The sequence below is a fragment of the Amycolatopsis sp. genome, assembly GCF_025464955.1.
In the GTDB taxonomy this organism is placed as follows: domain Bacteria; phylum Actinomycetota; class Actinomycetes; order Mycobacteriales; family Pseudonocardiaceae; genus Amycolatopsis.
In genome coordinates this window covers 1-22,447 of record NZ_JAODNM010000075.1, presented here as the reverse complement: position 1 = coordinate 22,447, position 22,447 = coordinate 1, and the positions used below count along the sequence as shown (strand labels likewise).

General features: G+C 65.0%; 24 protein-coding genes and 4 tRNA genes. 9 read left to right on the top strand and 19 right to left on the bottom strand.

Translation table 11 applies throughout. The features are described 5' to 3' along the window. Positions 1-668 (top strand): class II aldolase/adducin family protein (locus JWQ81_RS16975; RefSeq protein WP_366942302.1); only part of this gene is annotated, 668 nt, incomplete at its 5' end. A gap of 131 nt (positions 669-799) precedes the next feature. Continuing rightward, positions 800-1,306: a VOC family protein gene (locus JWQ81_RS16970; RefSeq protein WP_297542554.1), complete on the top strand. Its 507-nt coding sequence runs from the start codon at positions 800-802 to the stop codon at positions 1,304-1,306. A 222-nt stretch (positions 1,307-1,528) separates the two neighbouring features. On the opposite strand, the gene JWQ81_RS16965 is transcribed toward JWQ81_RS16970, so the two are convergent. Continuing rightward, on the bottom strand, positions 1,529-2,452 hold the full coding sequence (locus JWQ81_RS16965; RefSeq protein ID WP_297542552.1) for a TIGR03620 family F420-dependent LLM class oxidoreductase: 924 nt from the start codon (positions 2,450-2,452) through the stop codon (positions 1,529-1,531). A gap of 145 nt (positions 2,453-2,597) precedes the next feature. On the opposite strand from JWQ81_RS16965, the gene JWQ81_RS16960 reads away from it, so the two are divergent. Further along, on the top strand, positions 2,598-3,167 hold the full coding sequence (locus tag JWQ81_RS16960; RefSeq protein ID WP_297542550.1) for a TetR/AcrR family transcriptional regulator: 570 nt from the start codon (positions 2,598-2,600) through the stop codon (positions 3,165-3,167). Positions 3,168-3,213: 46 nt separating this feature from the next. On the opposite strand, the gene JWQ81_RS16955 is transcribed toward JWQ81_RS16960, so the two are convergent. From JWQ81_RS16955 to JWQ81_RS16895, 13 genes are all read right to left on the bottom strand, one after another. Next, positions 3,214-3,393 carry a hypothetical protein gene (locus JWQ81_RS16955; protein WP_297542548.1) on the bottom strand — a complete coding sequence of 60 codons (180 nt, stop codon included), beginning with the start codon at positions 3,391-3,393 and terminating at the stop codon, positions 3,214-3,216. Continuing rightward, on the bottom strand, positions 3,394-3,855 hold the full coding sequence (locus JWQ81_RS16950) for an amidohydrolase family protein (RefSeq protein WP_297542546.1): 462 nt from the start codon (positions 3,853-3,855) through the stop codon (positions 3,394-3,396). A gap of 12 nt (positions 3,856-3,867) precedes the next feature. Beyond that, positions 3,868-5,451 carry a bifunctional 3-(3-hydroxy-phenyl)propionate/3-hydroxycinnamic acid hydroxylase gene (locus JWQ81_RS16945; RefSeq protein WP_297542543.1) on the bottom strand — a complete coding sequence of 528 codons (1,584 nt, stop codon included), beginning with the start codon at positions 5,449-5,451 and terminating at the stop codon, positions 3,868-3,870. 4 nt (positions 5,452-5,455) lie between these two features. Continuing rightward, entirely contained in the window at positions 5,456-6,694 is a 1,239-nt protein-coding gene (locus JWQ81_RS16940) for a VOC family protein (protein WP_297542541.1), read from the bottom strand. After that, the gene (locus JWQ81_RS16935) at positions 6,691-7,581 is read right to left on the bottom strand and encodes a fumarylacetoacetate hydrolase family protein (protein WP_297542539.1); all 891 of its coding nucleotides are present in this window, start codon (positions 7,579-7,581) and stop codon (positions 6,691-6,693) included. The genes JWQ81_RS16940 and JWQ81_RS16935 overlap by 4 nt, the downstream gene beginning before the upstream one ends. A gap of 26 nt (positions 7,582-7,607) precedes the next feature. After that, complete coding sequence (locus JWQ81_RS16930) at positions 7,608-8,147, bottom strand: carboxymuconolactone decarboxylase family protein (RefSeq protein ID WP_297542537.1); 540 nt, start codon at positions 8,145-8,147, stop codon at positions 7,608-7,610. A 129-nt stretch (positions 8,148-8,276) separates the two neighbouring features. Then, positions 8,277-8,876 carry a TetR/AcrR family transcriptional regulator gene (locus tag JWQ81_RS16925; RefSeq protein ID WP_297542535.1) on the bottom strand — a complete coding sequence of 200 codons (600 nt, stop codon included), beginning with the start codon at positions 8,874-8,876 and terminating at the stop codon, positions 8,277-8,279. A 283-nt stretch (positions 8,877-9,159) separates the two neighbouring features. Beyond that, a complete protein-coding gene (locus JWQ81_RS16920; RefSeq protein ID WP_297542533.1) occupies positions 9,160-9,378 on the bottom strand; it encodes a hypothetical protein in 219 nt (72 codons plus the stop codon). A 257-nt stretch (positions 9,379-9,635) separates the two neighbouring features. Next, positions 9,636-10,931: a kynureninase gene (gene kynU / locus JWQ81_RS16915; RefSeq protein WP_297542531.1), complete on the bottom strand. Its 1,296-nt coding sequence runs from the start codon at positions 10,929-10,931 to the stop codon at positions 9,636-9,638. A 2-nt stretch (positions 10,932-10,933) separates the two neighbouring features. After that, positions 10,934-12,472: a cytosine permease gene (locus JWQ81_RS16910; protein ID WP_297542529.1), complete on the bottom strand. Its 1,539-nt coding sequence runs from the start codon at positions 12,470-12,472 to the stop codon at positions 10,934-10,936. Between the two features lie 130 nt (positions 12,473-12,602). Continuing rightward, positions 12,603-13,565 (bottom strand): VOC family protein, encoded by a 963-nt coding sequence (locus JWQ81_RS16905; RefSeq protein WP_297542527.1) that lies wholly within the window; start codon positions 13,563-13,565, stop codon positions 12,603-12,605. A gap of 27 nt (positions 13,566-13,592) precedes the next feature. Next, the gene (locus JWQ81_RS16900) at positions 13,593-14,948 is read right to left on the bottom strand and encodes an amidase (protein ID WP_297542525.1); all 1,356 of its coding nucleotides are present in this window, start codon (positions 14,946-14,948) and stop codon (positions 13,593-13,595) included. Between the two features lie 123 nt (positions 14,949-15,071). Further along, positions 15,072-15,641, bottom strand: a complete 570-nt coding sequence (locus tag JWQ81_RS16895; protein ID WP_297542523.1) for a TetR/AcrR family transcriptional regulator — start codon at positions 15,639-15,641, stop codon at positions 15,072-15,074. Positions 15,642-15,919: 278 nt separating this feature from the next. Here JWQ81_RS16895 and JWQ81_RS16890 point away from each other — a divergent pair, with 278 nt between their 5' ends. From JWQ81_RS16890 to JWQ81_RS44965, 4 genes are all read left to right on the top strand, one after another. After that, the gene (locus JWQ81_RS16890) at positions 15,920-16,894 is read left to right on the top strand and encodes an amidohydrolase family protein (protein WP_297542520.1); all 975 of its coding nucleotides are present in this window, start codon (positions 15,920-15,922) and stop codon (positions 16,892-16,894) included. Between the two features lie 84 nt (positions 16,895-16,978). Continuing rightward, positions 16,979-17,530, top strand: a complete 552-nt coding sequence (locus JWQ81_RS16885) for an NADPH-dependent FMN reductase (RefSeq protein WP_297542518.1) — start codon at positions 16,979-16,981, stop codon at positions 17,528-17,530. A gap of 179 nt (positions 17,531-17,709) precedes the next feature. Next, positions 17,710-18,846 carry an ABC transporter substrate-binding protein gene (locus JWQ81_RS16880; protein WP_297542516.1) on the top strand — a complete coding sequence of 379 codons (1,137 nt, stop codon included), beginning with the start codon at positions 17,710-17,712 and terminating at the stop codon, positions 18,844-18,846. Between the two features lie 630 nt (positions 18,847-19,476). Beyond that, positions 19,477-19,896, top strand: coding sequence for a hypothetical protein (locus JWQ81_RS44965; RefSeq protein WP_366942301.1), 420 nt, complete (start codon positions 19,477-19,479; stop codon positions 19,894-19,896). A 49-nt stretch (positions 19,897-19,945) separates the two neighbouring features. Here JWQ81_RS44965 and JWQ81_RS16870 read toward each other — a convergent pair. The 4 genes from JWQ81_RS16870 to JWQ81_RS16855 form a co-directional block, all read right to left on the bottom strand. Further along, positions 19,946-20,020, bottom strand: a tRNA-Val gene (locus JWQ81_RS16870). Between the two features lies 1 nt (position 20,021). Then, a tRNA-Cys gene (locus JWQ81_RS16865) sits at positions 20,022-20,093 on the bottom strand. A gap of 79 nt (positions 20,094-20,172) precedes the next feature. Continuing rightward, positions 20,173-20,245 (bottom strand) — tRNA-Gly (locus JWQ81_RS16860). A 110-nt stretch (positions 20,246-20,355) separates the two neighbouring features. Further along, positions 20,356-20,781 carry an SsgA family sporulation/cell division regulator gene (locus JWQ81_RS16855; RefSeq protein ID WP_020672550.1) on the bottom strand — a complete coding sequence of 142 codons (426 nt, stop codon included), beginning with the start codon at positions 20,779-20,781 and terminating at the stop codon, positions 20,356-20,358. 391 nt (positions 20,782-21,172) lie between these two features. On the opposite strand from JWQ81_RS16855, the gene JWQ81_RS16850 reads away from it, so the two are divergent. After that, positions 21,173-21,244 (top strand) — tRNA-Val (locus JWQ81_RS16850). 117 nt (positions 21,245-21,361) lie between these two features. Here the strand turns inward: JWQ81_RS16850 and JWQ81_RS16845 are convergent. Beyond that, positions 21,362-22,177 carry a tyrosine-type recombinase/integrase gene (locus JWQ81_RS16845; protein WP_297542511.1) on the bottom strand — a complete coding sequence of 272 codons (816 nt, stop codon included), beginning with the start codon at positions 22,175-22,177 and terminating at the stop codon, positions 21,362-21,364. 89 nt (positions 22,178-22,266) lie between these two features. Between JWQ81_RS16845 and JWQ81_RS44960 the strand changes: the two genes are divergently transcribed. After that, a partial coding sequence (locus JWQ81_RS44960; protein WP_366942303.1) for a transposase occupies positions 22,267-22,447 on the top strand: 181 nt, incomplete at its 3' end.

The following is a 22,447-nucleotide window of genomic DNA, read 5'->3' as shown; positions in this document are numbered from 1 at the left end:
GCCGAGCGCTGGCGGCGGCCGGACTCGGCGACATGGTCTGGGGCCACGCCTCGGTCCGCGACCCCGACGGGCGCGGAGCCTGGATGAAGGCATCCGGCTGGGGCTTCGAAGAGATCGACGACGACCGGGTGGTCCTGGTCGCCCCGGACGGGGCGGTGCTGGAGGGCACCGGCAAACGCCACCTGGAATACCCGATTCACACCGAGATCATGGCGGCTCGCCCGGATGTCGGCGCCGTCGTGCACACCCACGCCCCGGCGCTGGCCGCGTTCGCCTCGCTCGAGGTCGACCTGAAGGCACTGTCGCACGACGCGGTTCCGTTCGCCCATCCGCAGCTGCCGCGCTTCACCGACACTGGTGCCCTCATCGCCGCCCCGGAGCTCGGCAAGGCACTCGCCGAACGTCTCGGCGAGGCCAACGGAATCCTGATTCCCAACCACGGCGCGGCGACCGCCGGTCCGGACATCGAATCCGCGGTCATGTACGCGGTACTGCTCGAACGCGCCTGCCGCACCCAACTCATGGCAATGGCCGCGGGCGGACCGGTGCGGTGGTCGGACGAGGCGGAGACGCGTTTCAAACGCGAGCAGGTGTGGAATCCGGGCCAACTGCGCGCCGGCTGGGGATACCTGGTCCGCAAAGGGAACGCCCAGGACGACCTTCATTGAATCGGGCCTGCCTCCCTATGGCTCACGCTCGACACTTGTTCAACCAACTCCAGGCGCATCAAGGAGCATCGTGCGTGTTCCCGAGGTACTACAGTCGCGATATGTGATGTCTGTGGCGTGTTGGTGACGTCGTGCAGGGGTCGCTGAGCGGCTTTTTTTGCGGCGGCCTGCTTGTGGCACCCTGGCTCGGGTCGGTGACACGCTGGATCGGTGTGGAGGTGCACGGGTTCGTGCCAGGTGCGAGGCAGTTGAAGATCGGCTTGCGGGTTCGTGACCTTGACCGGTCCTGCGCTCTCTATCTGAAGCTCGGGTTCAAGCAAATTCCCCATGAGGATCAGCCGAATCTTCGGTATCTCACGTTGGGGCATACGTGGCTGATCCTGTCGGATCGGTATGGCCATGGTTATCACAATGCCGAGCGGGGAGATGCCGCGAAGAACGGGCCGCTCGGTGGCGGGTTTGTGTTGACTGTGCCGACGCAGGATGTGGATGGGGTCTATGACCTGTGGCGGCGCGAGGGGTTGCGGGTGACGCTGGCGCCCGAGGACGTGTTCTGGGCACGAATTTTCTATGGCCTCGACCCGGACGGCTACGAGTTGATGTTTGAGGAGTTCCATCCACCTAAGAATCAGAGCTGAGCGGTTGCTGGAGTCGCCGTGGGCGCGCTCGCCGACGTCGAGGGCGATGTGACCGGTCGTGCGTCGGGGGAGTACGTGGCCATTCTCGAGCGGATCGTGCCCCTGGACCTGTCTACGGGATCCGCAGGACGATGGTGGCTGAGGAACGAGAACTGGGCACGGTCGTCAAACGACACGAGGACGATCGGATCGGTGACGGCGGAATCAAGAGGGTTTCCAGCCTTACGGGGTTGGGCTGGGCGTCTTCTTTGTGGGCATCTGGCAGGGCTGAAGTCCTGGGCGAGCAGCACCGAGTGCTGCTGCCAGCCGACGCCACTGCGGCATCGGGAACCCCGCCGGGTCGCCGGTCAGCACCTGGACGGCAACGTGGTCGGCGCCGGCCGACAGGTGTTCGTCGACGCGGCGCATGATGGCGTCTTCGTCACCCCAGGCGATCACCGCGTCGACGAGCCGGTCGCTGATGGTGTCGACGTCGTCGGCGGTGAACCCCGACTGCAGCATCTTGTTGGCGTAGCTGGCGAAAGGCAGGTAATAGCTCAGGAACTGCCGGCCGATGGTGCGTGCCTCGTCGGCGTTGTCGCTGAGGACGACCGTCTGTTCCGGTAGGAGCAGCGGTCCGGTGCCGAGTGCTTCGCGGGCGTCGCGGGTGCCTTCCGGGGTGACGAGATAAGGATGCGCGCCGGCGGCCCGCTCGGCCGACAGACTCAGCATCTTCGGGCCGATCGCGGCGAGTACCCGGTGGTCGCTCGGCACCGGGACCGGTGCGGCGTCGAGGTCGTCGAGGAAGGCGCGCATCGCGGCCATCGGTTTCCGGAACCGGCCGGGTTCCGCCGCGTCGACCACCGAGGCCTGACTCACGCCGATACCGAGCAGGAACCGGTCGGCGTAGGCCGCGCGAAGCTCGGCGTAGGCCGCGGCGACGTCTACGGGGTCGTGCTTCCAGAGGTTCAGGACCCCGGTCGCGATCAGCGTGTGTTCAGTGGCTTTCAGCAGGTTTTCCACCGATTCGAACACTGGTCCGCCCTGATCGGGGATCCACAGCGCGGTGAAGCCGAGTTCATCGAGTTCCGCGGCGGCTTCAGCGGCCTTGCTTGGATCGCCGAAGCGCAATTGCCCACTCCACACGCCAACGCCGGTCGGCCTCATGAGGTGACCCCGTTACGACGGCCGTTCCTGGACAAGGGACTGATTCGCATGCCTGAGCTCCTTGGGTAGTATTTGGAGGCGGACTCCGGTTAGTATATACGGAGGTAGCCTCCGGTTGTCTACTTCGGGTTTTGAGGAGGGTGCTGTGGCTACCGGATCGAGTGAGCGTCCGTTGCGTGCCGACGCGGCACGCAACCGGCGTGCAGTGATCGCTGCCGCCCGCGACGCGTTCGGCCGGCACGGCGTCACCACGTCGCTGGAGGATGTCGCGCGCGCTGCCGGGGTCGGCCCGGGCACGCTGTACCGCCATTTTCCGAGCCGGGACGAGCTGGTCCTGGCGGTGATGGACGACGGCCTGACCGAGCTGCACCGGCTCGGCGTCGAGCTGCTCGACGAGCCGGATCTGCTGGGGGCGGCCCACCGTTGGCTGGATGCCTATATCGAGCAGAGCGGCAGGTACGAGGGACTAGCGCGGACTTTGGCAAGTCCGCCGGCGGTCGCTGACGAGCACAGCATCTGCTGGCGGGCGATCGAGGTGGGCATGGCACTGATCCGCCGGGCGGCCGAGGCCGGCGCGCTCCGCGTGGACGCCGACGCGGATGACGTGCGGCACCTGTGCGCGGCCATCGCCTGGGTGGACGGGCAGCTGCCGCCCGACCCGGATCGGCGGGCCCGGCTGGTGCAGATGGTGCTCGACGGGATCCGCCCCCGCTGACGCCAACTGGCGGGTCGTGTGGGACTCGAACCCATAACCAAGGGATTTACAACGTGAAGATTCGCTTCGCGTTCTCGTGGTACAGCTTCTCGAGATCGGGTTCGCTCAGGACTCCGCCTACCCGTTCGACCTCGGACCCGCATTTCTCCAGACCCTCGAAGGCGCTGTCGTAGGCCTTGAGCTGATCCGCTGGCGAGGACCATGGGTGCAGGATAGATTGGGGCATTCAGCTCTTCGGCTGCTTCCCAGGGCGGCCAGTACTGCGGCTCGTCCAGGTAGTGGCCCTGGTGTGCCCGTTGACCATGGCGCCGAGGAAGCCGAGTTCGGTCACGCAACGCCGGAACTCCGTGACTGAGACATCGGGATTCTGCAGCGGGAGGGCGGCAAAGTCCGAGAAGCGGTCGGGATGCTTCTCGACGCGTTCGGCGAGAATGTCGTTCATACGCCGCGCCATCTCGACTGCCCGGACCGGATCCAGGTCTAGCTGGACGCTGCCGTAGTTGAAGCAGGACAGCACCGAACGTTCGATACCCATGGTGTCCATGTCGGCGAGCCGGGCGGTGTCCAGGTCCCAGAACTTCGGCAGGACCTTGTCGGAGGACTCGCTGGAGACGCCTTCCGCGAGTGTGTGGAAGTACTCGTCGAACTCGGGCAGGAGGAAGTGTTCTCCGAAGGCGATCTTGTTCATATCTGGATCCGTTCAGTCTAGGGCCAGGGCGTGCCCGGCCAACTGGTCGACCAGTTCGCCGGTGGCGCCCGGGTCGGGGACACCGCCGAACACCTGGAAGTCGGGGCGGATCAGGACAACCGAGGTGTTCAGGCGGTCGAACCACTGCGCGTACTTGCCTTCGGCGTCGGTCAAGCCGCCGGGTCCGAAGTGGACACTGCGGCCGCGGAGTCGATGCCAGGTCGCGCGCTGGGCCGGGGAGAGCAGCTCGGCGGGGTCACTGTCGCGCCCGAGCAGGACAAAGCCCGGCGGCGGCACGACGTCGTCGAGCAGCGCGGACCCCGTCGGCGTGCTGACAGTGGCCTGCAGTCCCAGCTTGCCGCCGATCTGGTCGTCGCGGAGGGTGCCGCCGCTCAAGGTCCAGTCCGTGAGCACGTGTTGTGTCCCCTGGGCGCCGGCGCTTCTGAGCTGGGCGTCGCGCTGGGCGGTCTGCTCTGGGTCGGTCATGCAGATCAGCCCGCCGACGGCGACGGTCGCTTCGACGATCTGCGAGACCTGCGCGCGACGTTCTGTGACGTAGTCGTCCAGTAGGGACTCCTTGCCCTTTCCGTTGACCAGTAGAGCCAGCCGCCAGGCGAGATTCGCCGCGTCGCGGATGCCGGAGTTGAAACCCTGGCCCAGGAACGGCGGCATCTGATGGGCGGCGTCACCGGCCAGGACCACCCGGCCGCTGCGCCACTGGTCGGCCCAGCGGGCGCGGAAGGTGTAGAGCGCGTGCCGGACCAGCTCGGCGTTGCCGGGGTGAATCTCCCAAGGCTTGAGCAGTTGCCAGGCGTTGTCGTCGGTGTCGATGTCGTCCTGGCTGTCGGTGGGCATGATCATGAATTCCCAGCGCCGCCGACCGGGGCCGGCCGGGACGAGGGTGGTCGGCCGGGCCGGTCCCAGCCGCTGGCAGGCGTAGGGCAGCCAGGTCGGCGGGGTGTGCGGGAGGACGTCGACCACCAGCCAGTCGCGGTCGAAGCCGAGGTCGGTCATCTCCAGACCGAGCAGGGACCGGACGGTGCTGTTGGCTCCGTCGCAGCCGACGGCGAAGGCCGCCCGCACGGTACGTGGCCGTCCGTTGTGGACCAGGGCAGCGCCTGTGTGCGGAAGGACGGTGGCCGTGACGCCGGACTCGTCGGCGGACAGTTCTTCCAGTGAGAAGCCCCGGTACTGCTCGATCAGCGGCTCGGCCTGCACCCGCCCCTCGAGCAGCTGTTCCAGATCCGGCTGGGAGAAACCTGACATCAGCGGGAAACCGGAGTCGGACTCCAGCGGATAACCCGACTCCGCCAAGGTCTCACCCGAGGAGTCGGCGAAACTGAAGTGCTGCCCTTCGTGTCCCCAGGGTTCGAGCAGGGGGGTCAGTTCCTCGCCGAGGTCGAGTTGCCGCAGGACACGCAGGACGTCGTGGGCGATCGCCACCGCGCGCGGCAGTGGGTAGGGCTGCGCCCAGCGTTCCACAATGGACACATTGAGTCCCTGCTGGGCGAGCAGCAGCGCCAGTACCTGCCCGACCGGCCCAGCTCCCGCGATCATCACGTCGCAGTCGTGTCGTTCGATCGTGTTGTCAGTCATCGCCTCAGCCCAACGGTCCCATGAAGATCTGGTCGGCGTAGGTGTCCGACAGCGGCTCGAGCGTCTCGGGCCACGGGTCGGTGACCTCCCGGCGTTGGCTCTGCGGTCGGGGCTTTCCGTCCCAGCCGAGCTGTTCCATGTAGTAGTAGAGGCAGACGAGATGGCCGTCGGGGTCGACGAGGTGCGCCGCGTAGTCGATGCCGAGGTGCAGCTCCGCGGGGATGGTGTCGAGCAAGGTGTGCCCGTGTTCCACGAGGTGGGCGACCGCGGCGCGAAGCTGACTGTAGCTGCCTACTTCCATGCCCATGCTGAGGCACGAGGTGTGCTCGCTCAGCCCGAGCAGGCTGCGCAGTGCCTTGTCGGCGAGGACGAAGGTGTGGTGTTCGGTGCCGCTGCGCAGGTACACGATGCGCTTGCCCAGATGCTCGGTCTCTTCGACGACCTGGAAGCCGAGGAGTTCGGTGTAGAAGGTGAGCATGTCCTCCATCCGGTCGGTGAACATCGAGATCGGGCCGAGCTTGGTGACCTTGAACGGGCGGGGCAGCAGGACACCGCCGACATCGTGGATCTCTTTCAGGTGTGTCTCGGACGGGGTCCAGCCGGAGTCGATGTCGATCCCCTTGTCCGCCGCGTCCTGCAGTTCGGCGGCTTCCGACAGCTGGGGCAGGGGCGGTGCGGTGGCGAAGCCGCGATAGTGCATCGCGTGTGGGCGAGACTTGCGCTCCCAGCCGATCTGTTCCATGCCGTAGTAGAGCTCGACGGTGTTGTCGTCCGGGTCGAGGAAATAGACGTGCCAGTTGCCGCCGGGCATGTCACGGCCGATGCGGACTACCTGCACGTCACGTTCGCGCAGGTACTTCTCGGCGTCCACGACTTCCTGCAGGCTGCCGACCTGCCAGGTGATCTGGCTGAGTGTGTTGTCCTTGGCGACGCGGTCGTTGCCCATGAGGGTGCCGAAGCTGCGGTGCGCGAGCAGCATCGCGTGGTGGTCGGCGGAGTTGCTGGTGAAGATCATCCGCGGGTCGGTGACGACCTTCGCCACCGCGCCACGCGCTTCGGGGGGCACCTCGTCGATGATGCTCATCTCGTCGGTCACCCGGAATCCGAGCAGGTCCACATAGAAGGTGATCGCGTCGTCGAGGCGGTCCAGGTTGAAACCGAAGTGGCCGAAGCGGCGGATCTTGAACGGACGCGGCAGAAGGACTCCGCCGACGTCGAACTGCTGCGGTGCGGTGGTGGTCATGAGTTGGTTCCTTCGTCGGTGTAGCTGTGGCCTGCGATGACGGGGTTGTGCAGCTCGCCGATGCCTTTGACCCAGCTGACGAGAGTGTCGCCGGGCTTGAGGAAGACAGGCGGCTTCCGGAAGGCGCCGACGCCCGCCGGGGTGCCGGTGAAGATCACGTCGCCGGGCAGCAGCGGGCATACGGTGGAGATGTACGCGATGAGTTCGGCGACCGAGAAGATCAGGTCGGAGGTGCGGCTCTTTTGCATGACCCGGCCGTTGAGGGTGCAGCCGAGCTCGAGATCGTCAGGGTCGTCCAAGGAGTCGGGGGTGACGAGCACGGGACCCATCGGACCGAAGGCGGGGAAGGACTTCCCCATCGAGAACTGCGGCGCCGGGCCGGCCATCTGCAGGACGCGTTCGGAGATGTCCTGCCCCACGGTGAGACCCGCGACGTGGCTCCAGGCGTCCTCTTCGGACACTCGTTCGGCGGGACGGCCCATCACGACGACGAGTTCGACCTCCCAGTCGACGTCGCGGCTGGGCAGCGGGATGGCGTCGGCGGGACCGGCAAGGCTGTTGCGGAACTTCGTGAAGATCAGGGGGTCCTTAGGCAGGAACTCCTCGAGCTCCTCCATGGTGCGGCCGGAGGCCTCGGCGAGGTGGTCGCGGTAGTTGGCGCCGATACCGAAGACCTGGCGCGGTGCCGGGACGGGGTTCTGCAGCCCGGTGAGCGGCAGCTTCTCACCATCGAGCTCCGCTGTGGCGGCCCAATCGACCAGCGCCTCCCAGCGGTCGAACAGCTGCGCTGGGTCGGCCGGGAAACGGCCCTTGCTGGCCTGTTCTAGGTCGACGGCCGTCTCGCCGTCGATGAGGACCAAACGATCGGCTATCACTCCTAGGCGCATGATGACGCCCTCCTTCGGTTGATGGTCTAGTGGATGAATCCCGGCGCGGTGTCGAGGGGCACCCCGAGCGATCGGAGCGTTCCGGCGAGCAGGGTGTAGTGCCCCACCAACATGGGCAGTTCGACGAGCTGTTCGGTGGTCAGCAGTTCGGCGAGCGCGTGCCAGGTGGTTTCGGTGATGGTGTGGCCGGTATGCAGTTCGTCGGCCGCGGCGACGAGCAACGCTTCGCGTAGTGTCCAGGCCTGCGAGGCGTCGCCGGTCAGCGCGGCGAGGTCGCGATCGGTCAGCCCGGCCTCGGCGCCGAGTTTGAGGTGGTGTTCGAGTTCGTAGGCGCTCGCGCACAACGACGCGGTTCTGATGATCAGCAGCTCCCGTTCCCGGGGCGGGAACACCGAGTGCGCCAGCAGTTGCATGCAGAAGGGGAACCAGGTTCGGTACAGCGCCGGATGCCGCGCCACCGTACTGAACAGATTCGGTGCGTCCTCACCCCAGATCCCGGTGAGCAGTTCACGTTGTTCCGCCGTGCGCTCGGCGGGTTCCAGTGGGGTGAGGCGTGGTTCGGGCAAGGTTCTGCCTCCTTTGCTTATCGACGACTGTTTTTCGGCAGCTGTTATAGCCGCCTGAGCCGGTTATCCGGGCAGGTGGCAGCGACTCATGGCTTGTGCAGCCAGAAGGGTTCGCCTGACCGGGGTTGATCAGGAATGCATGAGCGCGGGCAACAGCACATCGTCGATGCATCTGGTGTGGTAATCGGAGTCGGCGAGGCCGCCCTCGAACATCTGGCGGGTCACCACCGCGCTGAGCAGCAGTTGCGGCAGGAAGTCCGCCGCAGCCGGCCGGGAAGGCAGCTCACCGCGCTTGACCGCCCGATCGACGACCTCGATCAGCTCGGCGCACCACGGGTCCAGCATCGACTTGCGCACCACGTTGCCGAGATCCTCGTCGACGAGCACGGCGTGCCCCAACGCGGCGAACAATGCCGTTGCTCTGTCCTCATAGGACCCCAGCACCCCGACCATGGTCTGCAGATCGCCGCGAAGCGTGCCGGTGTCGATCTCCTCGACCCGAAGCGGCCGCGTTTCGTAGAGCGCGGCCGCGACAAGCTGCGGCTTGCCCGGCCAGAGCCGGTAGAGCGTGGCCTTGCTGCAACGCGCCCGAGAGGCGACGACGTCCATCGACAAGGCCTCGTAGCCGACCTCGCCGAGCACATCCAGTACGACATTCAGCAGGTCCAGCCGCCGCTCCTGAGTCATCCTGGGGCGGCGGACCGTCGACCCATCGGTGTCGGCTGGCATCGAGACCTCCAAATAGTACGAAACTGTTTCGTACTATGACTATAACGTGATCTCGGGAGAAACGCAACCGTACTATCCGCCGATCGCTCGAACAGGGTGGAACGCGGACCGTCCCGGCGAAGCGCGAAAGTGCAGGTGAAGGTCAGGAGCCTTCGGTGATTCCGGCGGCGCACTTGGTGTGCCTAATCTGGGACTCACCGATCCAGTGTCCTTCCCCGGCGATCACTGCGGACGGCGCATGACCGCACCGGCCGTACACGTGCGATCCGGACCCGCAGCGAGCTCACCAGGCCGCGCCAAGGCGGCCAACGCCGGGGCCAGGTCGACCGTGTAGGTCGGCCATCAGCAACTCGACCATGTCGTCGGCCGGGAACGGGTACCCCTCCTGGATCCAGCCGACCGCAGCCTCGCTGACCGCGACGAGCCAGGCTCGCGACACAAGCCGGACAGCGGGCCGCTTCGGCGCGAGGCCGAGAATCTCGCTGACGGCGTGGATGGCCAACTGTCAACACCATCAGGCATACGTAAAGCAAACAGAGTCACGAGACACTAGTTGGGGAGCAGCACCGGCTCGCCGCCGTCGACCTGGAGCGGGGTCTGTATCCCGGTTGGAGTTCTGGCCACACCGACTTTGATCGGAACATCGCCGCTTGCCGGGCAGGGCGGCCTATCCGTGTAGCGGAGTGCGGCGTAGACAGGGTAGGAGCCCGCCCAAGGTGGCGCGGCTCCTACCCGTCGAGTCCAGCGTCGGCCGAGGGCTCACTGAGAGTGCTTTGAGATGACATCGGCCAACCCGGCCGCTGCACGCCAGCAGTCGTGGAAAGTGTTGTACAGCGGGACAGGCGCAAAGCGGATCACGTCCGGTTTTCGATCATCGGTGTAGACGCCGTGTTCGTAGCGGAGCGCGTCCCTGACCTTCTCCGCCTCGAGGCCTTTGATGCGAACCGAAATCTGTGCGCCTCGTTGTGCTGGTTCGCGGGGAGTGATGATGGTCAGCCTCGGGTCCCGGCACAGCTCGTCCAGCAAGGCCTCCAGATAGTTGGTGAGTCGGACACTCCTTCCCCGCAAGGCTTCCATGCCGATGTCATCGAAGATGCGCAGCGACGCCAGCACGGGAGCGGCCGCCATGATCGAAGTGTTCGACAGTTGCCAAGAATCCGCGCTGGCAGTGTGGTCGAAGCCGGGCCGCATCTCGAATCGGGTCTTGGGGTCAGTACCCCACCAGCCGTTGAACTTCGGCAAGGACGTGTCGTCCAGGTGCCGTTCGTGCACGAACGCGCCTGCGATCCCACCGGGCCCACCGTTGAGGTACTTGTACGAGCACCAAGCGGCGAAGTCCACGTTCCAGTCGTGCAGGCGCAGGGGCACGTTTCCGGCAGCGTGCGCAAGATCCCAGCCGACGACGGCCCCCTGAGCCTGCGCTGCCAGAGTGATGGCCGGGATGTCGAGCAGCTCGCCGGTGTAGTAGTTCACGCCGCCCAACAGGACGAGGGCGACCCTGTGGCCCTCCCGATTCAGATAGTCGATCACGTCCTCGCTGCGCAGCGTGTCCTCACCCGGTCGCGGACGTAGCCGAATCACTGCCCGGTCGGGATCGTAGCCGTGGAAAGCCGCCTGGCTCCGTACGGCGTAACTGTCGGAGTTGAAGGCGCTGTCCTCGATCAGGATTGCGTGTCGTTCCGTTGTGGGCCGGTAGAAGCTCACCATCAACAGGTGCAGATTGACGGTCAGCGAGTTCATCAGGGCGACCTCGGCGGGCAGGGCGCCGGTCAGCCGAGCGGTGGGAGCGCGAAGCAGCTCGTGGTAGGACATCCACGGGCGCGCCGGATGTTCATGTCCTGCCACGCCGAACTGCGCCCATGTCTCCAGCTCGGCGGCCAGTGCGCGGGCGGCGGACCTCGGCTGGAGGCCCAGGGAGCTTCCCGCCATGTAGGCCGCCTCGACAAAGGGCCCGCCGGACGCGGGTGGGATGTGGAATTGGTCTCTCAGCGTGGACATCGGATCGTGCTCGTCGAGCTGGCGCGCCTGGTCCTCGTCCGTTGTCGTCGTGGTCAACGTCATGCTCCTTCAACAGATTCTGTGGCAGAGGCGAGGTGATTCGGGTCCGGCTGGGCCGCTGCGGCTACCGGTGCGGGGCGGCCGGGCAGTTCGATACCCAAGACGTAGGTGAACATCGAGTACAGCCCCGCTGCCGCAACCATCGCGATCAGGACTCCGATGTTGGAGGTTCCGATGGTCGACTTCGCCGCACTGTCCGATAACAGGAACCCGGTGATTTTGGCTATGTAGGGATCGGATGACGTCACGGTCCCGAGCCCGACGAAGCACGAGACCCCAAGGGACACCAGCGCCGTCCAGCGGCCCGCTCGACCCCCCTCACCGTTCGGCCGGGCCAGATCCGTGTTCCAGCCGAGCCTCCGCTGGCGCGGGAAGTCCGTGATCTGAATGGCGGCCATGGATCCCATGACGACCGAGATGATGGCAAGGAAGGCTTGAAAAGTGGCCAGGAATGAATCGGATACGAACAGCAGGTACGAGGCGCCTGCTGTGATCGCGACCATGTTCATCACAGTGCATGCCGCCCGCGAGTACGGTACCCCGAGGGCAAGTAGCGTCAGGCCCGACGAATAGAGACCATTGACTGCGGCCGCGATCATCGAGAGCACGATCACGATGGTGAAGGGTATCAAGAACCAGAGCGGCAGCAATGACGTGAGGGCCCCGATAGGATCATTGGATGCGACCCGAGCCAGTCCCGGATCTGTCGTCGCGATCACCGCCCCCAAGACCAGGAGAACGGTGACAGGAACCGTGATGCCCACGACGGTCCAGCCGATCACCGACCGGGCCGGCGTCGTCCGGGGAAGGTAGCGGGCAAAGTCACCGCCATTGTTGAGGTATCCGAGGCCGACGATGGTCATGGCCAAGACGACACCACCGATGAAACTGCTGAAGGAGCCGACCTGGGCGTTCCCTAGCTTGCCCCAATCTATCTTCGGAATGATCAGGATGATGAAGATGACAGTCATCAGACCGGTTATCCAGGCGATCCAGTTCTCCAGGCGCAGGATCAATCGGTGGCCTACGACCGCGACTATCATGGTCACGACGAGGGCGATCACGAACCAGAGGACAATGGCCTGAACGTTACCCTTGTGGTTGTGCGCGTTATTGGGAAACGACGTCGGCCACAACCTGGTCAACAAGCTCGCACCCGAGGTCGCAGCCAACGCGAGGAGGGTGACCTTCCAGCCCAGGTTGGAGATGTAGACCCAAAAGGTCGGGAACTTGTTCCCTTGCACGCCGAAGGAAAATCTGGTGTGGGTCAGGGTCGGTAGTCCCGTACGTGGGCCGCCGACAGCCAGCACGCCGACAAGCATCGTGGAGACCGCGTAGCCGATCAGCCCGGCGAGGATGGCCTGCCACGCGTTCAGGCCGAGGCCGACGATGAAGATCCCATAGCCGATCCCGAGGATCGACACGTTCCACGAGAACCACACGACGAACAGACCTTTTGGCGTTCCCCGGCGTTCGGCGTCGACCACTGGATTGACGCCGTTGGTCTCCACGGCGATCTTGGACGAGGTATCAGTCAACACAGAACTCCTTTGTCGGTGCGGTGCGCCACCGCATGGCCGAAGCGAGTGTGTTCCCCTGATGAATCGACGGAGGTCGAAGGCCCCCGATGCCCACAGTAGATTGGCAGAACCGACGGCGATGTCGCCATCAGATATCGATGTGTTCGAGCTGGGAGAAGATCTCATTCCTGCGGCTTTCGAACTGGCTGGGAAGTTGGAATCGTCTGCCCAGTTCCTTCGGTGATTCGTCGCAGGTCCAGCCGCCCTCGTTGTGCGTGACAGCCAGCTCGAACAGTGCGCCGCCAGGCGATCGGACGTACACGGACTTGAAATACTTGCGGTCCTTGAGTTCCGAGATGTCTACGTAACCCGCACCTTCCATGCCGAACTTGAGTTCGTCCTGTTTCTCCAGCGTTTCGGCGTTCCAGGCAAAGTGATGGATCGTACCTTCGCCGTAGATCCACGTTCCCGGGTCATCGGTTCGATTGACCACGAGTTCGACGGCACCGCCGGCATCATGCTCGCCGACGGTGAGAGCGACCCGGGCTCCTTCTTCGATCGTCGCGCCCGCACCCAGGTGGTTCGTGGTGAACTCGACCATGTTGTCAGGGTTTGAAACGTGGACGCCGACGCCGTAGATCCCGTGGATGGCATAGTGCTCGGGCACACCGCTCCCAGTGAATCCGCGCCTGCTGTCGGCCTCTGCCTCAACGAGGGCGTACTCGATCCCGCACGGATGGCGGAACGTCAGCCGGCGGCGGTCGAAAACCTCAGTGGTGGAGGACTCGACGCCGTGGTCCCCGAGCCGATCGGCCCAGAAGTCCAGAGACCCGGCCGGTGCTGAGAGAAGTACCTCACGGGCCTGATTGGTGCCCCTGCGGCCCAGGATCCCGGCTTTGCGGAAGGGAAAGGTCGTGAGTACCGCACCAGGGTCCCCATCGGCATTGCTGTAGTACAGGTGGTAGATGGGGATGGACCCGTCGAAGAGAACGGTGCGCTTGATGAAGCGCATTCCGAGAGCGTTGACATGGAAGTCAACGTCGTCCTGCGCACTGCCGACGGACATTGTGATGTGATGGCTACCCGGAATGTGTGGCATCGCATCCTCCATTCAGAAAAGTGGGTTTGACGAGCTTGGTCAGGTACGCGGAAGAGCCGGGTGGTGGTGTCCTGCGGGGCCCAAAGCTGCTTCCAGCAGTGCGCCGAGGTCGAGTAGCGGCAGTTCGCGGTTCGGGCCGGCGGTCAGCTGGACTCCGACCGGCATACCGTCGAAGAGTCCGACTGGCACGGCCAGTGCCGGCAGCCCCGTCAGGCTCTGCGGCGCGGTCGAGGTGATCACTTGCTCGCGGTAGCCGGCCTCGTCCACGCCGATCTGGACCGGTCCGACCGCGGAAATCGGGGAGATGATGGCGTCGACTTCGGCCAGGGCCCCGCCGAACTCATCGCAGAGCGCACGCCTGGCCCGGCGAGCGTGTGCACGTTCCGTGGCTGTGATGGTTTCCGCCAGCTCCAGACGCGCGCGCACGTCGTCGCCATACTCCCCACGACGATCGGGCCACAGGTTCAGTTCTGTGTGGACGGTCAGCGCCTCGGTCAGCAGCGTCGTGGCGATGGTGCGGTAGATCTCCGGCAAGGGTCTGCCACCGAGCCGGACGACCGTGGCGCCCGCGCTCCGAAGCGCGGAGACTGCGACATCCCGCGCGTGCGCTGCGGCAGGTTCCAGCGGGGACTGGTCGAGATCCCGCCAGACGCCTACCACCGGTCGCCTCTGTGGCCGGCGAGGGGTACGCCCCGCACCGGCCAGCGTCGCCCACATGAGGCGAACGTCAGCAACGGTTCGGGCCATCAGCCCGACGTGGTCGAGGGAGGGGGCGAGGCTGAACGCCCCGTCGTTGGCGAGCGTTCCGAAAGTCGGCTTGAGCCCGGCCACGCCACAGAAGCCGGCTGGAATCCTGACCGAGCCCGCGGTATCCGTTCCGAGCGCGAGAGGGGCGTACCCGGCTGCGAGCGCCGCTGCCGAGCCGCCGCTCGATCCTCCTGGTATGCGCTCGGGTGCCCAGGGATTGCGGGTCGGACCGCGCCAGGCGCTGTCAGTGGTGATACCCCAGGCGAACTCGTGCGTAGCGGACTTCCCGAGCACGATCGCGCCCGCCTTTCTGATCGATGCGACCACCGCGGCATCGCGAACCGGCACATGGGTGGCGTACATCTTGGACCCGTACGTCGTGAGCAGTCCTGCGGTGTCGAACAGGTCCTTCACGACCACTGGCAACCCTTCAAGGGGCCTGGCACTCCCATTTCCCCAACGCTCGGCAGAGTCCGCGGCTGCGGCCCGTGCCCGCTGGAAATCGTTTGCCACCAAGGCATTGAGCTTGCCGTCGAGTAGTCCGATCCGGGCCGCAAGCGCATCGACAACGTCCACGGGGGACAGTTCACCGGTGGTGAATGCAGTGAGCAACGAGGCCGCTGTGCGGTATGCGATCTCTTCTGTCATGAGGTCCTTCGTCCCTCGCGCCGGGTCGGATGGCCCGACAGTCAGGGACCATACCCCTTAACTGAACTGTACGGTAGAGTTCAGTTAAGGGGTATGATTTCCCGGTGGGCGGCGCAGGCGGCTCTACGCCCGGTAGTGGGAAAGGAACATGTCAACTCCGGACTCCGTCAGCCGTGCCGACAGTGTGTCGTCGATGGTGTGACCGTAGGACCCGTAGACCTGATGAGGTGACAACACGAGACCAGACAACTGCAGCACGCCGAGGTCGACATCGGGAATCTCGAGCAGGCCTCTGTCGACCAGTTTCCGCAAGGCGTCCGCGATCATGGTGTGCAACCTCGCGGGCCCCCGCTCCCACCAAGCGTCACCGAGTTCGGGGAAACGTCGAGATTCGCCTGCCACGAGGTTTCGAAGCGCGATCATCTCGGGGCCGGCAAGACCCGCGACCCAAGCACGGCAGATCGCGAGGAGATCGGTCCGCACCTCCACGGTGATCGCGAGGTGGTACTCGACCAGTGATTCGGCGCTCTCGAGGGCCTCGTCGAGCTGACTGTCGATCACGGCGCGAAACAGGTCCTCCTTGCAGCCGAAGTGGTTGTAAACAGTGACTTTGGAGACCTCTGCGACGGCTGCGATGCGGTCTACGCTGACGTCGAAACCCTCCGCGAGGAAGACTTCCAGCGCGGACGCCATGATCGCCCGCCGCTTGCCGTCCGCACGAGGGCCGGAGGGGCTACGCCGACCAGCCGTCTGTCGCCCAGTGGCCGAAGCTGATCCTCGCATCACGTTCCCTTCGTGAACGTCCCACACATAGGTGGATCCAGCTTGAGTATCGCTCGTCGGCGGTACGGGTGCCAGCGCCACCCTTGTCAACCATATGAACTGTACCGTACAGTTCGGTTCGCGACTTACTGAAGCCCCGACCCGGGCCGGACCACGCCCCGTTGCGATGTCAAGCGAGGAGAGCGCGCATGAGCGCAGGCCGTATCGACGTGCACCACCATGTCCTTCCGTCGGTCTATCAGGACGCGAGGGCACGACTGTCGGACAGCCCGGCGATACCCGGCGTGGATGATGTGCACTGGGAGATCGACGAGGACCTTGCCGTGATGGATCGACACGGCATCCAGGCGGCGCTGGCGTCCATCACGGCGCCGGGGCTGGCCTTCGCCACCGGTGACGAAGCGGCCAAGATCGCGCGCCGGGTCAACGAGTTCCTCGCGGGCCTCGTCGCCGACCACCCCACTCGCTACGGAGCCTTCGCCTTGATCCCCCTGCCGGACGTGAGCGCGGCGATCGACGAAGTGGAGTACGCGCTGGATTCCCTGGGCCTCGACGGCATCGGCTTGTACACCCACTATCGCGGCACCTACCTCGGCGACCCCGCTTTCGATCGGCTCTTCGCGGTGCTCGACGAGCGCCAGGCGGTCTCGTTCATCCATCCCGTCGTACCGCCCGCCACCGACCAGCCAACATTCGGTTTGCCGCCATCGTTGTACGAGTTCACGTTCGACACCACCAGGGCCGCGGTCAACCTGGCCTACAGCGGAACCCTCGACCGCCACCCGGACCTGCAACTTGTGCTGTCCCATGCCGGAGGGACCGTCCCTTACCTGGCTCAGCGGCTCACGTACGCCTCGACGATCACCAAGGCCATCGGCAGTCGACAGCCTCTGGATCTTCTGACATCGCTGGGGCGGCTGTACTACGACACCGCGATGGCAGCCAATCCGCACACCCTGGCCGGCTTAACGTCGTTCGTCGAGACGGAAAACATCCTGTTCGGAACGGACTATCCATTCATGCCCGAGTCCACGACGGCGGAGAGTGTCGCCGGTGTTGTCGACTACTTCAGCCACGACACGGTTCATGCCGTCGAGCGTCTCAATGCGCTGCGCCTATTTCCAGGGCTCGCGCGACGCCTCGAGCGAATACCAGTCGAATGACCGTCACGCGTCACTATCGTCAGATTTGACCACAACCCAGTTCATAGTCAACCCAGTTCATATTATTTCTTTGGAGCAAGGACCATGGCATACCAGGTCGGATTCATCGTCGGCAGCCTCTCCCGCAACTCGATCAATCGACGCCTGGCGCGCGCGCTGCAGCGCCTGGCACCCGAGGACCTGGAGCTCGTGGAGATCCCGATCCGCGAGCTCCCGCTCTACAACCACGACTACGACTCGGACTTCCCGGCCGTGGGCAGCACATTGAAGTCGCAGATCGAATCCGTGGACGCAGTCCTGTTCGTCACGCCCGAGTACAACCGATCGGTGCCGGGATCTCTGAAGAACGCGATCGACTGGGCAACGCGTCCGTGGGGCTCCAACTCGCTCGACGCGAAACCTGTCGCCGTCATCGGAGCCTCACCGGGCGCTATCTCTACCGCAGTCGCCCAGCAGCACCTGAAAAACATCCTGACCTTCACCAATTCCCCGGTACTCGGCCAGCCTGAAGCCTACATCCAGCACTCCGAAGGGTTGTTCGGCGATCAAGGCGAGGTGTCGAACCAGGAAACAGCCACTTTCCTGTCGACCTTCCTCAACGCCTTCCACTCCCACATCAAACGCAATCTGGGCTGATCAGGCGAGGTCGTGACCGACCTTCACGGCCAGGCGGTGAAGGTCGGTCCTTCGGCGCCCGGACCTGGTCTCACCGCCACCCCTCCTTACGGAGGTCGCCGGTGTCCCGATGAGCGCTCAGCGCGTGGCTAGCACTGATTAATTTCGGCTACCTTACTGGCATCAAAATCGGAGTGAACATGAAGCCCGTAGTGACGTCGATCGCGGTGGCGCTGGCAATCGGACTTGGTCTGACCGGTGCCGGCTACGTGCCCGGCCAGGCATCAGCGGCTCTGCCCCGTGAGGAGACCAAATCCCTCGACCAGCTCTACCAGGATGCGATTGCCGAAGGCGGTCAGCTTATCGTCTATGCCGGTGGAGACACCGTTGATCAGCAGGACGCCAACGCCAATGCGTTCCGCGCGCGCTTCCCCGAGATCAAACTGACGATGTCCGTGGACTACAGCAAGTTCCAGGATGCGAGAGTCGATCTGCAGTTGGCCAGCCATACCCTCGTTCCGGATGTCGTGCAGCTACAAGAAGTGCAGGACTTCGACCGGTGGAAGTCCGAGGGAGTGCTGCAACCGTACTTCCCAGCTGGGTTCTCGAAGGTGTACAACAAGTTCAAGGACCCCGGCGGCGCATGGATTGGCATCGTTGTCAATGCGTTCAGCAATGTGTCCAACCCGGCGCTCACCGGTGAGCAAGCGCCGTCTACCGCCGAGGACTACTTGGATCCGCGGTGGAAGGCCAAGATCGTCGTGGACTACCCGAACGACGACGATGCGACCGAGTTCCTGTTCAAGAAGGAGATCGACAAGTACGGCTGGCAATGGCTGACCAAGTTCCTCGCCCAGGAACCCAAGTTCGTTCGTGGCGGGCAGGCGCCGGTCGACGAGGTCGCCGGCGGCCAGATGCCCGTCGCCTTCGGTGTCGCCGGCTCCTTGCGGTACCGGCCAGGTGACACAACCAAGTTCAGCATCCCGAAGTCCGATCCCTTCATGGCTTGGGCGCAGCGCGCACCCATGTTCAAGCAGACCAAGCATCCTGCTGCGGCCAGCCTGTATCTGAACTGGTGGCTGTCCAAGCAGCAGCAACAGAATTTGCGGCAGTGGCCGACCCGAACAGATGTGGCACCAGCCGACGAGTACAGGCCGATTTGGGAGTACCCCAACGCCTATGTGGACGAGTTCCCGCAGATGATGGCGGATCGGGGTGCGATGGAGCGGCTCCGCTCTGAGCTAACACAGTACATTGGTGAGCCTCAAGGTCCTCCCAGTGCAGGTGTTCAGGGACTATACCCTGGCAAGGATGGCGTACCGCCGCCAAAACCGTGACCATCTGGACGCCAGGTCGAAGGTAGCGCGGCCGGTAGCCACGCACGCATTCATCATTACGAAATGTGGTCATGCGGAGTCACCGGCGGATCCGACCTGTCGTTGACGGAAGATCGGCCTGTACCTGCACCCGTCGTCCGGGAGCCGGTTTGGCGCGGACCGGGGGCGGCGTCAACCTCGTGTCTGCACCACGCCGCCGCGAAGAGTCCGATATGGATCCTCGACCCGCTGGAGGCGGCACTCGAGGGTCGGCAGATCCGCGGGATCGACGCTGCACCAAAGCGGCGACGTCACTGAGGACCAGGACACCGGATGCTTGTCACGTGCCCGCTCACCAACGATTCTCGGGTCAGCGTACGGAGAGGAGCCACGACCGATTGCCGTGCGCGAGCCGTTGAAGGAGACCGCCGGTCACCTGCACAAGGGCGGACGCCCGACGGACGCGCCACAAGCGGACGCCCCCGCCGTTCCGGCGGAGCCAGCATCGCGGCGGGGGACGAAGAAGGGGCGGACGAAGACGCCGGCGGGGACGCGGTGGGTGGAGCTGCCGCCGAGTATCGCGGTGTTCTACGGGGAGCTGATGGACAGCCATCGTTACCCGTTCGTCCTCTGCACTCCGGAGGGCAAGCCGTGGCGGCGGTCGAACTTCTGGGCGCGGTCCTGGCGGCCGCGTGGGATGGCGTCGACCCGGGCAACCCGAGCTCGCGGGGGCATCTTCCGGCGATGCTGCCGACCTTCACCTTCCATGAGGGACGCCACACCCGATCGACGTGGTTGATCGAGGACGGGATCGCGGAGGTCGCTCGGCGGGCTCGGCTGGGTCAGAAGATGAAGGGTATGGCGCGGGTCTATGACCATGTGACGCCGGTCATGCTGAGCCAGATCACGGCAGCTCTGGAAGCCCGGTGGGCCGGGTCGGTCGCGGCGCTGACGGCGACGGAGCGGGCGACGCTGGGGGAGTGGTTCCCGCACCTGCGGACGACTTACGCCCCGTTGCAGCTTGTTGACGCGTCGAGACCCATCGCCTTTTCATCGCCATTGACGAAGTAAGGCCCTGTCCCTCACGAGGAGGAACAGGGCCCTGACCTGCGGTTATAGATGGTGCGCGATACTGGGATTGAACCAGTGACCTCTTCCGTGTCAGGGAAGCGCTCTCCCGCTGAGCTAATCGCGCGAGGCGGAGGCGGGAATCGAACCCGCGTACAGGGCTTTGCAGGCCCTTGCCTGAACCACTCGGCCACTCCGCCGTTGTACCGGAGAGACCGTACCGTCCAGGGTTACCCCCAGCTGGCTACGGCTCCCCCTGCGGGGGTTACGCCGCAGTCGAGCGGACGACGAGATTCGAACTCGCGACCCTCACCTTGGCAAGGTGATGCGCTACCAGCTGCGCCACGTCCGCACTCCATGACTTCGGATCTTGCAACCCGTTGTCGCGGTGTGGGAAAACCATATCGGACCCCGAGACCCCCTGTTTCACCGGGGTGTCCATTGGGTGTCGCAGGCCTGTCATCAGCTCAAATCGTTGGGGATGAGGTGCGTGAGGGCATCGTCCACGTCGACCCAGAGGTGTTCGTTGCCGGGCAGCACCACATCATAAGTGCGGTCGAGGAAGTCCGCCAGCTCCTGCGCCGACGCCTCGAACATGGCGTGGCCGGAGGGGGAGTTCAGCTCGATCAGCACGGATTCGGGGTCTTCCACCGAGGGGCGGATGCGGACATCGCCGTCGCCGGCGTCGGCCAGGAGGCCGTCCGCGAGGAGGTCCCTGGCGTAGACCCATTCCACCCAGCCGGCCCGGCCGGTGCGGAAAGCGGCGACCACCGCGTAGGGGTCACGAGTGTCGTACCGCAGTTCCACTTTCACCGGAACCGCGGGCGTCCGCGGCGCCAGCAGGTCGAAGACCGCCGTCGAGCGGAGCGTCACGTGATCGTTGCGCATCGTCCTACCTTTCTTCTCCCTTCCCGGCCCGGTCGGCCGAGTGCTGTTGGTGTGACGTTTCGGATCGCCGATTCGCTCGCGGGTTTGTCGTAGATCACCCGTACGGGGTCATCGGCCCCTCTGTCACCCCACCATCACTCTCGACGCGTGACCTTCCGCGTGCACCTCTGCCCGGTCTCCACGGGATACATACTGCTCGGTTTACTCGGTTCGCGGTAGCACCGTCGCATGACCGTCGAAGGTCATCGCGGCCGCCCCAGCCTCGCGATGGCCTTGTCTAGCTCGCGATTGTGCGCTCCGTGCAGGGAGATAAGCGGAGGGTGCTCGTGGTGAACCACCCGTTTGCCGGGCGCCGATAGTCGTCCGCTAGAGTGTGTTCCACACCCAGAGCGGGCGATTAGCTCAGGGGGAGAGCGCTTCGTTCACACCGAAGAGGTCACTGGTTCGATCCCAGTATCGCCCACATGGTATTTCTGCCGGTCAGACGGCCTGTCGATGATCTTCATCGGCAGGCCGTTTCTGATTGTGGGGAGCAAATGGGGAGCAGGGCCTGCTGACCACAATCCCCAATCCGAAGAGGTCATGCCGCTTCTTTGCGCAGGTCAAAGCTTTCCTGCCAGGTCCAGCCACCGTCCTGCTCCCACCGCCGCTGCAGAGTGTCGAGCGTCTCCTCGACCATCTGGTCGGTGACGTGCGAGTAGAGATCATCAACGTCCTTGCGCTTGTGCCCGAGCCGCACCAGTCGCATGATCCGGGGCGTATGTCCCTCGATCAGCCAGGTCTCGTGGGTGTGACGAAGGTCATGGAAGTGCATCTCCTGATTCAGCGGTGACCACCCCTTTGTCTCATCTCCGGCGAGGGCGGGCAGCCACACCCGGCGGCGGAAGTTGGACCGCCGGTGCAGCCCGCCGTTCAGCCCGCTGAACACGAACTGCGCGTCCGGGTTGCGGTCGCGGTGCGCGCGCAGCTCGTCGACGAGGAACGGCGGCAGGTGCACCGTCCGGACACTGGCCGGGGTCTTCGGCGGCCCGAGGACCAGGTGTCCCTGGACCTCGTGCAGTGCGCCGAACTTCGGGTCGATCTCGATCCGCGGATCCTCGTCGAGGTAGGTGCGGATCCACTGCAGCCCGGCCAGCTCGCCCCACCGCAGCCCGGTGTAGGCATCGGTGATCGTCATCAGCCCGTTGTCGGGGTCCATCCGTCCTGCCAGGGCGTCGACCTCGTCGGTGGTCGCGTGGGGCCGCTCGGCCCGGTCGTCGAAGTTGATCCGCAACTTCCGGCACGGGTTCGAGCCGATCAAGCCCTCGTCGACGGCTTCGCCGAGGATCATCGAGAACAGCACGAGGATGTCCAGGGCGCTCTTGTCGGCCATGTTCGGGCGGAGGGTCTTGTTCACCCATCCCTTCACTGCGATCCGCGCGATGTCTGAGCCGCTCTGAAGCTTCCGGACAGTGGATCACCTAAGATCCACTTCCGACAGTGAGGATGCAGGTGTCGTCGAAACGTAGAAGGTTCTCTCCCGAGTGCCGGGAGCAAGCCGCGAAGATGGTGATCGAGACGTCCCGTCCGATCGCTCAGGTCGCCCGCGAGTTCGGTATCGGGGAGCAGACCCTGGGGGACTGGGTCACGAAGTACCGGCAAGATCATGCTGATGATGAGCCGGCGC